The 14,183-nt window shown below is 59.7% G+C and carries 9 protein-coding genes; 1 reads left to right on the forward strand and 8 read right to left on the reverse strand.

Translation table 11 applies throughout. The features are described from left to right. Positions 1-23: 23 nt before the first annotated feature. Complete coding sequence (locus tag VMP31_RS06215; protein ID WP_325505162.1) at positions 24-560, forward strand: DUF3299 domain-containing protein; 537 nt, start codon at positions 24-26, stop codon at positions 558-560. An 802-nt stretch (positions 561-1,362) separates the two neighbouring features. Here the strand turns inward: VMP31_RS06215 and VMP31_RS06220 are convergent. Genes VMP31_RS06220 through tssK form a run of 8 tightly spaced genes read right to left on the reverse strand, consistent with a single transcriptional unit; the run spans position 1,363 to position 14,180 of the window. Further along, complete coding sequence (locus VMP31_RS06220) at positions 1,363-2,094, reverse strand: hypothetical protein (protein WP_325505164.1); 732 nt, start codon at positions 2,092-2,094, stop codon at positions 1,363-1,365. Beyond that, entirely contained in the window at positions 2,094-4,469 is a 2,376-nt protein-coding gene (locus VMP31_RS06225; RefSeq protein WP_325505166.1) for an N-acetylmuramidase domain-containing protein, read from the reverse strand. Before VMP31_RS06225 ends, VMP31_RS06220 begins: the two co-directional genes overlap by 1 nt. Positions 4,470-4,529: 60 nt before the next feature. Then, positions 4,530-6,635 carry a type VI secretion system tip protein TssI/VgrG gene (gene tssI / locus VMP31_RS06230; RefSeq protein WP_325505168.1) on the reverse strand — a complete coding sequence of 702 codons (2,106 nt, stop codon included), beginning with the start codon at positions 6,633-6,635 and terminating at the stop codon, positions 4,530-4,532. A gap of 44 nt (positions 6,636-6,679) precedes the next feature. Beyond that, entirely contained in the window at positions 6,680-7,690 is a 1,011-nt protein-coding gene (locus VMP31_RS06235; protein WP_325505170.1) for a serine/threonine-protein kinase, read from the reverse strand. A 10-nt stretch (positions 7,691-7,700) separates the two neighbouring features. After that, positions 7,701-8,429 (reverse strand): PP2C family serine/threonine-protein phosphatase, encoded by a 729-nt coding sequence (locus VMP31_RS06240; protein ID WP_325505172.1) that lies wholly within the window; start codon positions 8,427-8,429, stop codon positions 7,701-7,703. Continuing rightward, positions 8,429-11,968: a type VI secretion system membrane subunit TssM gene (gene tssM / locus VMP31_RS06245; RefSeq protein ID WP_325505174.1), complete on the reverse strand. Its 3,540-nt coding sequence runs from the start codon at positions 11,966-11,968 to the stop codon at positions 8,429-8,431. Before tssM ends, VMP31_RS06240 begins: the two co-directional genes overlap by 1 nt. Further along, positions 11,965-12,846: a type IVB secretion system protein IcmH/DotU gene (gene icmH, locus VMP31_RS06250; RefSeq protein WP_325505176.1), complete on the reverse strand. Its 882-nt coding sequence runs from the start codon at positions 12,844-12,846 to the stop codon at positions 11,965-11,967. The genes tssM and icmH overlap by 4 nt, the downstream gene beginning before the upstream one ends. Positions 12,847-12,848: 2 nt before the next feature. Continuing rightward, positions 12,849-14,180, reverse strand: a complete 1,332-nt coding sequence (tssK, locus tag VMP31_RS06255) for a type VI secretion system baseplate subunit TssK (protein ID WP_325505178.1) — start codon at positions 14,178-14,180, stop codon at positions 12,849-12,851. Positions 14,181-14,183 lie beyond the last annotated feature (3 nt).

Consider the following 14,183-nt stretch of genomic DNA (forward strand, 5'->3'; position numbering starts at 1 on the left):
CCTCTGCGACCGCGAGCCTGTTCATGCGCCATCTGTTGTTGCTGCCCCTTGTGCTGATAAGCAGCCTGGCCTGCGCCGAACTGCCGGAAACCGACTGGCTCGAACTGATGCCGGAAACAGACCGTCTGGCTCTGGAGAACATGCCGGAAATCAGCCACGAAGGCGCGGAAATGGAGAGCGGTTTCTATATCCCCGGCGGACTCAAACAGCAGACCGCCGACCTCCCCGCGGTGATGTACTCGACCAAAACCGTACCCGCCTTCGACGGTAAACAGATCCGCCTGGGCGGCTACCCGGTCCCCCTGGAAACCGATGCCGCCGGGCGCAGCACCCTGTTCTTCCTGGTGCCATACCCCGGTGCCTGCATCCACGTCCCACCACCGCCACCCAACCAGCTGGTGTTGGTGCGCTACCCCAAAGGCATCGAACTCGAAGACATCTACGCCCCGCTCTGGGTCAGCGGCACGCTGAAAATCGAACAGGTCAACAACGACCTGGCGGATGCGGCCTATGCGCTGGAGGCGGGGGTGGTTCGGATGGTGGAGGAAAGCGATCTTTGAGTGAGCAGCCCCTCGGGGTTGGGGGGAAAGATCGTCTTTGAGTGCTCTGCGATTGGTAGGTAGCGACTTTGCGTTTCGCCCACGTTGGTTCTGGATCGATACCTATTCCTCGCTGAGCGGCGGAGACAGCGCAGAGTCGTTCAATTTGTTCTGTAAATAAATCGTCCCGTGCCTGTAAGGTTATGAAAATAGAGACAGTATTTAATGCTGCCATAGATATTCGGGGTGTTTTCTCTCATGTCAGGCCGCGCTTTATAGGCGCGGACTTATGTCCTAAGTTAAAGATCTGAAAAAGAATTCCTTTTCCTTATATTTCCTTATTATGCACTGTAAGGTACTCGCGTATTCCGCCCTAGTGCCAATAATCTCAAGTACCTCGGCCTTACAAGCGCGCTCAATAAATTCGTTCCATATCTCGTTTGCTGACTCTAATCGGTTAATCTGCTCATCGCGATTAAGATTTGATTCATTTGCAAAATCAAAAATATCTTTGTATGCCTTTAACGATGATTTCTTTTGTTCTCCAGTTCGAATTGGAACCTGGCCTCGATTTCTTGCTGCTGCTTTATTTCTGTACCTAAATCAGCACGGGCCAAACCTGAACAAAACAGTGCAGCAAGAAAAAATATCCTACCACTCATTAATTTATTCCTTCTTTTATTTAAACCTTTCTGATGGCACGCCGTACGTTGACACCCAAAATGTTTCATCTCTAATAACTTTCTTCATGCAGGGCAACTGGGGCCTCGATTAAAGAACCGTCGCTATACTTTTAAAACGCGGCCTGTCCCCTTGTTGTCATTTATAATACGTCGGAGAGCTTAATCCAGCGATCTATTGATGTGTTTTTGTTGTTTTTGTAACGAATAAGTAGCCACTCTTCTTTTGCTTTCAGTAGCATAACCTGGTCACCTTTTATTAAATAGGATTTTGATTTGTGCATGGTGTCAGGTTTAATGAAAAGCACAGCTTTTTCTGTAGTAATAGGTATTGATTTCTCTAGGCTTGATGATGCTAGTTCTAAACTCTCTTTACCAAATGCTTGGTTTTCGTCAAGCGTATCAAATGACATGGTTTCGATTTTTTCATCACTCGCGGAGAAATCTACCATAAGTGGTGTTTCTTCAATCGTTACCGAGCTTAGTTTTATCGTTTTATAAATGCTTGCTATTTTTATGGAGTGCTCTGAGCTTTCTAGCTCTATCACATAGGTATCTCTTGGGTACTGGTAGATAATTTGAAACCTATTTGCGTCTATTGCATCTATGGTGGTCTGATTTTGTTGCATGTCTTGAAGTTGGATAAGTGTGTTGTTTTCTGCAATTCTATTGTAGCCGACTAGTGTTTCTTCGAAAAAACTAATGGTTACGTATTTGTCACTTTCCATAGTGCTGTATATGCACGCTAACCCTCCCTTGTAAGCTAGCTCTTGGAATATTTCGTTAGCGCCAGGCTGTATTGTTCTGCACTCTTGAAGTGGAGAAGAAGTTGCGCTGTTAGTAAGGAGTGCCAAGAAAAGTAATATATGTTTCATTACCAGTTTTCCTTTAGCTTTTTGTAAGCATTTTCGATCTTTATGTCGTAGCCGACTTGGTTTCGTCCATTGTATTTCTCTGCAATGTCTGTCCAGTCTTTTGTTTTCATAGAGTTCAGCATGCGCTTTTCATCGGTTAAAAACACTTTGAAGTATTGCAGGTGTTGCAAGGCACAATGATTCTGTGCTTCGACTAGCTCCTGAGTTGTTTTGTATAAGTGCTTGTAGTATTCACCCATGACTTGAAACTTGCCCCAGGAACATGACATGTTTGCGGCGTCCTCGTTCAACTCACGTGCCCGAATGAGTCTTGTATGTTGTTCGTTCAGGCTGCCGTAAGCATAGTTGGATTCATATGCGTGAACAATTTTTGGTTCATCGATTGATAGTTGATTAACCTGAGCTTGCGTATAACCTGCCTTTATAAGCAATCTGCGCATGTAGTGGCGTTCGTATAAAATTAGTGCGTGCTGTTCTCCCGCCACAAATTCTTTAAATGGTACCTTGTCACCTGTCTCGGCTACAGCAATAGCTCGCAAAACTTCGCGTTCGACACCTAGCTGTGTAGCTAAAAGCTCGAAGTGATCTTTAGAAACATCTTCTTCTCCTTGCTGACAAGACATATTTACTATGCCCTGTTCAAAGCAAAAGCAGCGCTTCTTATTAGAATGCATAGAAATAAGGCTCACGGCATTAAAATGCCACGCTTTTCCATCTCCGCTAATCCCATGCTGCTCCGTCAGCTCCTTCCACCAGCTCAGCTTCTCAATCCGTTGCTTTTCCACTTCCCAAATCGGATTCGGTTTTCCAAGTTCTTCTGCCAGCAATGGGTCAAGCTCATCCCATTTGTCCTTGTTCCAAAACCACTCGCTTTCGTACTTGGTGAGCAATTGCCCGAGCACTTGGGCGTGCCAGGGTTTGGCCAGCGCTGCTTGGATTTCAGCGCTGGTCAATACGCCGTCCTTATCGGTGTCGACAATGTCGTAGAGGCGGGCGATGGCCAGAATGGGGCCGCCGTCGGCCTTGCTGATTTGGGCGCGGTAGTTTTGTTTTTCGTCATCGCTCAGCATGCCTCGGGCATTGAAGGTGTAGGCCAGTTTCTCGATCGGCGTGCCGGTGTCTTCGATGCATTGGAAGTCTGGCCATTCCCAAGGGCTATGGCGAGTGGTGATCAGGTCCTGTTCTGCTAGCCAGCCACCAATGGAATTACCGTTCTCGTCGGCGAACAATCCATCCAGCCGCCACCAATAAGTTGTGCTTGGTGTGGTACTGCCTTCGACAGGTGTTTTGACCTGAATCTTGTTTGAAGCGGGTAAGCCCTCCAGCAGGGCTTGAGGAATAATCAAATCGACACTGATTTGACTGCCCGCGTCACTGAGCTTAGGTGGGTTGTCCGCGTTGATATCGTCTCGATGAGCAATTAGCTTGCTGGCACCTTTGTAGATCTTGAGCAGGGTCTTCTGATCGTTCAGTAACCGGCTTGCCCAAGCACTACTTTGAGCAATAAAACCGGGCACGTCTTCGCAACTGAACACTTCCAGATGCAGCAAAGACCGCTGTGAGCCAGCGTGGTTCTGGTAGGTGCCCAAATGACCTATCAGTTCACCGGCTTTGATGGTGGTGCCTGGGCGCAGCACTACCACGCTGTTCTTGTCTTTGGGGTCGTGCTGAGCTTTAAGCAGTCTAAAGGACACATAGCCGGGCAGCTTGCCTTCGCTATCCGGTGTGAGAGCCGGTTGGGCTGCGCCGCTTATGATGCTCAGCAATTTACAGAAATCACCTTCTGGGCTGCCGACGGTGATCTGCGCACCTTTGCTCAGCATGGCCAATACTGTGCCGTTGGTGTTGGGCGCAGCACGTACATTGAGGCCCTGATCCCTGGTGTTTACGATGTAGCTTGCCGCTTCCCAGAATCCTGGTCGCGGAAGGTCCGCTTTAGCCTGATAGCTCGCCCAGTCCTGCAGGTGCATATACAGGCTATAGAAGGTCAGTGTGGGCGGAGCCTCTTCGCTGGCTGCAGCGGTTCCGTTGTTGGGTTGGGGAGGTTGAAGCTTATGTTTGACCAGAACAAACCCAGTGGAAAATGGTACACGCCTGATTTGCGGGATGGCCTCAGTGTATTCGCTGACGGGATAGGTTTCGTCGATGCGATAGGCAATCACCTCGCCATCGGCGATACAGCGTACGCTCGATTGATCGAGTACCGCCGCAGTACCCTCATCGAAATGCACGCCTCCATGCCAGAGACCATTCTCGCCGGTGGGGTAGTAGCCGTCTTTGGCTTTGGCCATATGGGTCAAGTACTGCAGCGGATTGCTACTCGTTTCTTTGCTGGGGAACGGATACGCCCAGTTGATCGGTTTGCTGTCTGCCATGATTTTCCGAATCCCTAATCCTTGTTTGCAGGCGTGACGACAGCCCGCGCTTGATCCCTGTTAACCCGAGAAATTGAGCATACGTTTGCGCTTTGTTGGCGTACTGATCAGTTCGTTCCCTTGCGTCTGCTCCAACACATCCCCCGCCTTATCGCTATCTGCCATCCCCGGCAGTACCGGCGGTTTGATCTTGATCCCCGAGCCTTTACCCGGCGAGCCGCCCGCGTTGATTTTGGCCAGCGGGCCGCTGAGGGTGATGCCGCCGGGGTCGAGTTTGATAAAGCTGCCGCCGGCTTTGAGGGTCAGTTCGGTGCCGGCCTCGATGACCATCTTTTGCCCTGCTTTTAGGTGAATCTCACGGCCGGCTTTGGTCAGTTGGGCGGTGCCGAGTTTGATGTGTTGGTTCTGGCCGACGGTGAGGTGATCGTCGGGTTTGACTTCGACTTTGCGCTCGGCTTTTACCGTCAGGTGCTCTTCGGCTTTGAGTTCGGTGTAGCTGTTGGCCTCGACGGTGTCGTGGCGCTCATTGCCGACGCGGATTTTCTGGTCGTGCTCGATGTTTTCGTCCCAGTCGCGCTCGGCGTGCAGGTAGATCTGCTCGGCCCCTTTCTTGTCTTCGATACGCAGTTCGTTGTAACCGCCACCGCCTGGGCTGCTGAGGGTCTTGAACAGGCTGCGGGTTTTGTTCGCGGGTAGGTCGTAGGGCACGACGTGCTCGGCGTGGTACAGGCAGCCGGTGACCAGCGGCTGGTCGGGGTCGCCTTCGAGGAAGGTCACCAGCACTTCCATGCCGATCCGCGGGATGGCGATGCCGCCGTAGCCATCACCGGCCCAGCTGTTGGCCACGCGCAGCCAGCAGCTGGTGGTGTCGTCGGCCTGGCCATGACGATCCCAGAAGAATTGCACCTTGATCCGGCCGTATTCGTCGCAGTGGATTTCTTCGCCAGCGGGGCCGGTGACCACGGCGCTCTGGCTGCCCAGCACGCGGGGTTTTGGGTGGGCCAGGGGTGGGCGGTAGGGGATGTCCCAGGGGGTGGCGGTGAAGTGGTTGCGGTAGCCTTGATGGAAGTCCGCGTTGCCTGCGGCCCTCACCCCCGGCCCCTCTCCCGGGGGGAGAGGGGAGGAAGCGCGGTGGCTGCCGGAGAAGTCGGTTACCGATTCTTCCAGCACTTGCGGTTGTTTGCCGTGGTGGATGACTTCGTGCAGCAGCCAGAGGTCGTTGTAGTCCTGGCGCGGGTGGTCGGAGAGTTCGAGGAAGTGGCCGCTGAGCAGTTTCGGCTGATCGCCACGGCCTTCGGCCAGGCGGTAGTCGGCGCGGTGGCGTTCGAGGTGGCGTTGGCTCAGGTGTTTGCCGCGAGTACGGTCGACAAAACGGCCGGGGTAGTCGTAGTCCTCCAGATCCGGCAGCGGCTTGGCCTCGGGGTCGCGGTCTTCCTTGAAGGCGGCTTCCATCAACAGGCGCGGTTGTTCGAAGTCGTAGTCGCGGCGGGTGGTGCGGCTGGTGCGGGTTTCCAGGCGCACGGCAAAGCGTTTGATCACCGGCTCGTCGGCGGTCATGCCGTTGTCTTGCAGGTAGGCGGTGGGCTGGCCGAGTTTGCCGAAGGCGCTCTGATCGTCGCCGAAGATCAGCACATGGCCCTGCTCGCTGTGCTGGAAGTGGTAGTGAATACCTTCCTCCTCGCACAGGCGCTGAACGAAGTGCAGATCGCTCTCATCGTACTGCACGCAGTAGTCGCGCTTGGGGTAGACAGTCGGGCCGAGCTGGAACTGGTAGGCGTTGGCCTGGATGCCGTGTTCTTCCAGTACCGTCGCGACGATCTGCGGCACCGTCAGGTGCTGGAAGATGCGTTGGTTGTGGCGGTGGGCCAGGTAGCTCAACTGCGGCACGATGGAGAGGCTGTAGCGGGTCAGGCGCTTGCCGGCCTCACCCTGGGCAACCCGGTAGATCAGGCCGTGAATCCCCAGCCCGTCGGGGCTAAAGGCGAGAAAGGCCGGTTGATGCAGCAGGCTCTGCAGATCCAGCTGCGGGTTTTCGCTGATCAGCTCCAGCTCGAAGCGATAGGGTTGGCTGATCGCCTCGCGGCCGCTGAATTCGAGCACTTGCAGGTCGTGTTCGAGGCCCTGGATATGCAGGCTGAAGTGGGTTTCATTGGCCGGGTTGAACATGCTTGTTTCCTTGTTAAAAGATCATCCATTGATGCCGCGTATGGCTACTGGCCAAGACCCAGCCAGCGTTGCCAGCGCCCGGGTGGCGGGCGGCGAAACACCCTTAGCAGCTCAGCGCAGTCTGAGCTGCGCTGCGCCTCATCGAAGGCCAGGGCGGTGCGCAGGGCTGGCCAGCAGTGCGCCGGCAGTTGCTCCGGGCGTTGCAGCTGCTTATCCAGTTCCATGGCCTTGGCCTGCTTGGCGCTAAGGCGGCGGAACGGGTGGCGGCCGCTGGCCAGTTCATACAGCACGCAGGCCAGGGCATAGATATCGGCCGCGGCGCTAAGTGGCGCGCCGTCGAGCAGTTCCAGCGCGGCATAGCGCGGCGTCCAGGCGCTGAAGCGGTTGCGGCACAGCCGTGGCAGGCCGGGCAGCAGGCCTTCCACCGGTTGGCCGAGACCATAATCGAACAGGCGCAGGCCGTCTTCGGCGAGCATCACATTGCTCGGCTTGAGGTCGCCGTGCAGCACGCCGAGGCTGTGCGAATAGCTCAGGGCCTCGAGCAGCGGCAGGGCGATGCCCTGCAGCTCGGGCCAGGGTAAACCCGTGGGCCGTTCCGCCAGCAGCTGGTCCAGGGTCAGGCCCTTGAGCAGTTCGAGAATAAGAAAGGCGCGCTGGCTCGGCACGTCCACCTCGAAGCTGAATAGCCGCACCACATGGGGATGGTTGAGCCGCGCGGTAAGGGCGAACTCGCTGTACATCAGCGAGTTGGCGTCGGGGTATTCGGCGAAGTCGTCGCTGAGGGTTTTTAGCGCCACATAGGGCTCGGGGTCGCCAAACTGCTCGCGCAACAGGTCACGGGCGCGATACACCGCACCCATGCCGCCGACGCCGATCAGCCGCTCGATGCGGTAACGGCCGCCGAGTACTTCCGGCAGTTCGCTGAGCGCCGGCCGCGGCGTTTGCGCGGTGGCTTTTGGTGTCGGTCTGGCAGCAGTGGCGGCGAGGGCGAAATAGGTCAGATCGCTGGCCTCGCTGCTAACCGGCGCGCTGTCGTCGAGCAGACGTTCACTCATCCTCGGCTCCTCATCGGCGGATCACCACCGCACTCAGGTTGTCCCGCGCCGGACCGTCGAGGGCCTGCTGGAACAGCCGGTTGAGCGCCAACAACGGCGATGGCAGATTGAGTGCGGCCCCCAGTGCGTCGGCGGACAGGCCCTGATAGAGGCCATCGCTGCACAGCAGAAAGGCATCGCCGGGCAGCACATCCAGTTCGAGTACTTCCAGCTTCAGCTCTTCGCTGGCCCCGATGGCGCGGGTCAGGGCGTGGGCTGCCGGGTGGCGGGCGGCTTCGGCCGGGCTGAGCTGTTCCTCGTCGATCAGTTGCTGCAGCAGCGAGTGGTCGCGGCTGAGCTGATACAGGCGGCTGCCGCGCCACAGGTAGCAGCGGCTGTCGCCGGCCCATACGCAGGCAGCGCGATCGCCCTCGATCAACAGCGCCACGACTGTGCTGCCGATCACCGGGTCCGGGCGCTCGGCGGTCACCGTCAGCTCCTGACCGAGGCGACGATTGAGGCCGTGCAGGCGCTTGCGCAGCTCATTCAGACGCTGCTGCATGTCGCCTTCGCAAGGCTCGGCCAGGTACTCGACGATCAGACGGCTGGCCAGGGCCCCGTTCTGGTGCCCGCCCATGCCATCGGCGACCACCCACAGGCCCTGCTCCGGCTGCGCCAGAAAGGCATCCTCGTTGCGCGCACGCACCTTGCCGGTGTCGGTGCGCGCGGCGCTGCGCCAGGCGTTGGCCACTTCTGTCATCAGAGCTTGGCCGGCAGCTTGAAGCCGCGCAGCAGACCGATGTCGAAGGGGTTTGGCGAGCGCTGGCTGTGCAGCAAGTAGTTGGCGCGCAGGCCGCCGAGGTCGGCCTTGAGCATCAGCACATCTCGGCCGCTGTGGTAGTCCACGCTCATCAGGTCGAGCAGGCGGAACAGCGACCAGGGGCCGGTGTTCTTCTCGATACCCACCTTGCGCCCGCCGAGCTCTTCGACCACCAGGCTGGTACGGCCTTCGTTGCCTTCGGCCGGCCAGCTGAAGGCGGTCTGCACGATTGGGCCGTGGCGGTATTCCATCTGCTCACTGCCGAAGCGGAAGTTGGCGCGGCCCAGGCTGGAATCCAGCGAGTAGGGTTCGAGCTTGAACAGCACTTTCGGCTCGTTGGGGTTCTCGGCGAAGAAGCTGCGGCGGATGGTTTGCACATGGCTCATCTGCAGCAGGAACTCGCGCGACAGCGGCAGCCCGCGGCCATCCACGCGGCGCAGCTGGTACTGGCCGGCGCTGCCGCTGACGAAGGGCTTGAGGTAGCCGTCGAAGAAGCGCTCGGCGATGCCCTGGGCCTTGAAGAACTCGCGGAAGTCGGCAATCGCCACGTCGCTTTCGCTGTGCGCGCTGAACGGATAACGCTGTTTCAGCGAACCGTTATAGGCGGCGTACAGCTCGCTCTTGTAGCGCTGATTGAGGTAGTGATAGGCGTCGCCCAGCACCAGCATCCAGCTGTCTTCGGCGAGCAGGCCGAGCCAGTTGCCGACCGGCTGCGGCAGGCGTGCGGCGCTGCTGCGTACCTGGTTGATGGCATCGCGACGGCCGCTCATGCGCGCCTTGGCTAGCTCGAACGCGGCCTGTTCCGGGGCGCTGGCGTGGGCCAGGCTGGCCAGTTGCAGGTGCAGGGCATCCAGCGCCTGCAGGGTGATCGCCAGTTCCGGGCCGGCACCGCCGTTGTCATCGAGCAGGCGGTGCAGCGGTTCGAAGCGCCGCTCCAGGGTTTTCCGGGCGGTGTCTGGCAGGTTCTTCACCAGCGCGGCTTGCGCCTGTTCGGCGGCACCAGCGGCGAGTTTGGCGACCTTGCCCAGCTTACCCTTGGCCCCTTTCAGCGCTTCGGCGGCGTCGCCCGCGCTGTCCGCGGCCTCGGCCAGACCCTTGAAACGGGTGTTGTCGCGCACTTCCACCAGCAGTTGCAGCAGCGGCGAGTTGGCGGCGGTGAGGCCAGCCAGTTGCAGGGCACCCTGGCCGGCGTTGCCGATCGGTTCCAGGGTCAACTGGGCCAGGGCTTCACCCCAGTAGTTGGCGTAATCGCGGAAGTACAGCTGTTCCATCTCCACCAGCAGGCGGCCGAGGTCGTTGCTGCTGAGGGTGTCGCCTTCGCCGAGTACCCAGTTGTCGCGCAGCAGGTCACGCACCAGGTCGGCCCCCTTGGCGGTGAAGGTTTTCTGGTAGCCGACCTGGGTGTAGAAACCCGGAATGGTGTAGTCGCTACCGGCGAACAACGCGCCTTGCGGACCGAGTTTCTGGCTCAGGCGATAGTCCGGCAGGCTGCGCGCTTGTTCGCGGAGCATGCGGTAGACCACGCTGGCCAGGGATTCGCTGCGCAGCACCTGGCGCGCCTGTGCCACCAGCGGGGCGTTGAGCGAGTAGGGCGCGAACGACTCGGACAGCAAACGCTCGAAGTGCTGATTGAGACCGCGCTGGCCAACGCTGTTGCCGGCGTAGCGCAGCGACCAGTCGGCGGCCAGCCATTCCTGCAGGAAGGCCTTATCGCGACGTTCTTCCAGGTTGAGCATCAGGTAGGCGCGCAGGCTGTTGAGTAGGCGCTCACGGTCACCTAGGTTGGCCCGTACCTGGGCTTCCAACTGGCGACCGACGCGCGGCAGCAGGAGGTTTTCCAGCTCGGCGCGGTAGGCGCGTTGCAGGGTCGGGTCGACCTCTTCACCCTGATACAGACCGCCGCGCTGCAGGTAGGACACCTCATCCACCGGCGCGAACACCTGGGTCGCGGCATAGCTGCTGTCGAGGGCCTTGAGGGTTTGCAGGGCATCGTCCTGGGTGCCGAGGCTGCCGTGTTGTTGGGTCAGTTGCTGGGCGATTTCGCGCAGTTGCTCCAGGCGACCGTGGTTGCCGGAGAAACCGCTGGCCCAGACCACACCGAACACCCCAAGTACCACCAGCGCGGTGGCGTACATGGCGCGCTGGCCCCAGTCGATACGGCGCACTTCCTTCTGGTCGAGGCCGGCAAGATCCGCTTCCGGGAAGATCACCCGGCTGAGCAGATGGTTGATAAAGCGTGCACGGCCGGTGCGGAAGGTCGGCAGGGCGCTGCTGGCCAGGCCGAGGTTGCGGCCGATGCCGCTGGTGCTCGGGTCGAGCTGGTTGTTCAGCTCCGGGGCGCTGGTCAGGTAGAAGCCGCGCAGCTGGCTGGCGCGCTGATAACGGTTGCCGCTAAAGGCCAGCTCGCTGAAAAGACACAGGCGCTCGCCGATCAGGCCGAGCTGATGGGGGAAGTCGAGGATGCGACCGCGGCGCTGGGTGTCGCGCTCTTGGTGCATGCGCAGGATCACCTGGCTGTTGAGGCGACGCAGCAGTTCTTCGAACTCCTGGCGGATCACCTGCACGTCGGTGGCGTTCTGTTCCTTGCGGAAGCTGGCACCGAGCACCTGATCGCTTTCCTCGCGCGACAGCTGGTCGAAGAACTCGTCGAAGCCCAGCACCTTGTCGGCCTTGCTCAGCACCAGGTACACCGGTACATCGGCACCCAGACGCTGATGGATATCCTGCAGACGCTGGCGGGTCTGGCGGGCCAGGTTTTCCAGCTCGATCTCGCTACCGCCCTGGAGCATCTCCACCGGGATATTCACCAGCACGCCATTCAGCGGACGGGCGCGACGCTGGCGCAGCAGGCCGAGGAGGAAGTCCCAGGCGCGGCTGTCGATGGCCGGGTCGGGTTGATTCAGATAGCGCCCGGCGGTGTCGATCAGTACCGCGTGATCGGCGAAATACCAGTCGGCATAACGGGTGCCGGACACGTCCTTGGTCAGGCGCTGCTGCTCGCCGCGGTTAAGCGGGAAGTCCAGGCCGGAGAAGTCCAGCAGGCTGGTCTTGCCGCTGCCCTGGGGGCCGAGCAGCAGGTACCAGGGCAGCTCGTTGCGCCACTTCTCGCTACGGCCGCGGTACAGGCTGGAACGCTTGAGGGTATGCAGCGCCTGCTTGAAGCGCTGGCGCAGTTCGATCTGCTCTTCGTTGATCAGGCCTTCGCGGCGCAGGCGCTCCTGGGCGTCGGCGTCGTCTTCCTCGGCCTTCTTGCGCGCGGTGGCCTTCCAGCTGGCGAACACCATGGCCAGGCCCCAGATCAGAAACAGCCCGCTGATGGTCAGCAGGCGGCTGGTGGCCGATTCCCAGAACTTGTAATCGTTGACCGCGAGCAGCGGGCCGACAAACCACACCAGCAGCGCCAGGACCAATACCAGGCACAGGCTCCAGACCCAGGTCTTGCGGAAAAAGGCGGCTAACTTGCCGAAAAAGCTCTTCATTTCAGATCATCCATGCTGACACCCGCGGACGGGTCGAGTTGCTCATACGGCTGCAAAATGGTCTCGCGCTGTTCGCCCAGCACCCAGGCGAAACCGCCGTACATCACGGCCAGGCAGACCAGGGTAAACAGCGCCACCAGCCACCAGGGCACGATGCGCACCAGGCGCCGGCGGGTATCCTTCAGGCCCTGCCAGTGCGGCGAAACTTCGCGTGGCACGTCGCCGCGCATCTGGCGGATCTGCCGATAGAGGCTGTCGCGCACCGCTTCCAGTTCGAGCATGCCGCGCGGCAGTACCCGGTACTTGCCCTCGAAACCGAGGGACAGGCACAGGTACATCAGCTCGAGCATCGGCAGGTGCTTGACCGGGTTGCGCGACAGGCGCTCGAGCAGCTGGAAGAACTTCTCGCCGCCAAACGTCTCGTTGTGGAAGGAGGACAGCAGGCTCATCTGCGACCACTCGCTCTCGTTGCCCCAGGGCGTGGTCACCACAGCCTCGTCGACCACGGTGCAGAGCACGTAACGGGCAGCCATCACCTGGCTGCTTTCCGCGCCTTCATGCAGGGCGCGGTGCTCGAACAGCTTGATGGCGCTGGACAGGCGCTGGTTGAGCGCGTGCATGTCTTCGCTGTCGAAGCTGTGCTTGAGGCGCACCACTTCCGAGAGCAGGGTGGCGGCCGCTGCGACCAGCGGGTTGAGGCTGATATTGAAGGTTTCCGCCGGGCGCAGACGTGCGGCGTAGATCATCCGCTCTTCCAGCTGCTCGAATTTTGGCGGCGCGGCGAAGTCGGTCAGCGGACTGTGCGCCGGGGCATCGCCCTTGCGGTTGAGGATGACGGTTTTGTCGTCCTGGCCGTATTCCATTTCCTTGGTCGTCATAATCAGTTCCTGATCGCCCAGAATTTCATCTCAAGCCCGGTGAACTCGCCGGACACGTGGAAAGCGAAGCCGCCGGAGCGCTCCAGCTGCGCCAGTTCCTCGGAGCCCAGTTCCAGGGCGAAGTAGGTCTTGCCCGAGTGGAAGGGGATCTGCCGTGGTGCCACGGGCATGGGTTTGACCTTGATCCCCGGCAGGTGCAGGTTGACCAGCTGGCGAATCTGCTCCACCGGGCCGACCTTGAGGTGCGCCGGTAGACGATTGCGCAGCTCTTCCGAGTCGCACTGGGCGCTGGCGGCGAGGATGAAGGTGGAGGTGGCGAGCAGCTTGTGGTCGTGCAGGGGCGACACCTGGATACCGTACTGACGCTGCTGCAGGAGCATCTCGATGGCGTGCTGTTCGAGCACCATCGACAGCACCTGGCGGATCGCATCCATCAGCTTGCGAAAGCTCACGCCCTGATCGCTGTGCAGGTAGCGGCCTTCCAGGCGCGGGCGTTTGATCTCGCTGGAGAAGGTCGCCAGCTCACCGAGCAGGCCGAGCAATTCGCGGTAGATCTGCTCCGGGTGCACCTGCTCGATGCCCAGGTAATGGCGCAGCACCGGCTCGAAGCGGTTGATCAGCTGCAGCATCATAAAGTCGCCGACTTCCGCGCCGCCGACCTTGCCGGTGGCGCGAATCCGTTCGGCAAGGATGTCGCCACGGTGGGCGAGCATGCTGATCACTTCCTTGAGGCAGCTGAGCAGATAGCCGGAAGCCTGGAAGTTGACGTAGGTCGGAATAAATTCCGGGTCGAGGCTGATCACCCCGTCCGGCGTGGTGTCGAGCACATCGCACAGCTTGAGTTTCACATAGGCCTGGTCGCTCTGTTGCTCGCCGAGCAGCAGGCGGAAATCCGGGCGGCCGCAGCTGACCTGGCTGGAGGCGCTATCACCGGCGTTGGAGTCGGCGACTTCCTCATCGAACGCGGTAAAGCGCGCCAGCACGTCCTGCTGCTCGGGGCGACGGCTCTCGATATGGTTACCAGTAACCAACGGCAGGGCCAGGTAAATCGGGGTATTGCCGGTGTTTGGCGGCACGTCGAGGGCCAGCGGCTCGCGCTCGGCACCGATATCGAACAGGGTGCCGTCCGGCAGAATGCCACTGGCCTTGCTCACCACCAGCTTGCCCATATTGAGGAACTGGCGGTCGATCTCCAGCTCGAAAAAGCCCCAGGCGTAGCTGTCGAGCTTCTGCGTACGGGTTTTCAGCTGGTAGTCGTAGTAACGGTCGTTCTGCTGGAAGTGCTGCGGGCGCAGCAGCATGCCTTCCTGCCAGACCACTTTATGCATGGCCATGGC

The sequence above is a fragment of the Pseudomonas sp. genome (assembly GCF_035512415.1).
GTDB lineage: Bacteria > Pseudomonadota > Gammaproteobacteria > Pseudomonadales > Pseudomonadaceae > Aquipseudomonas.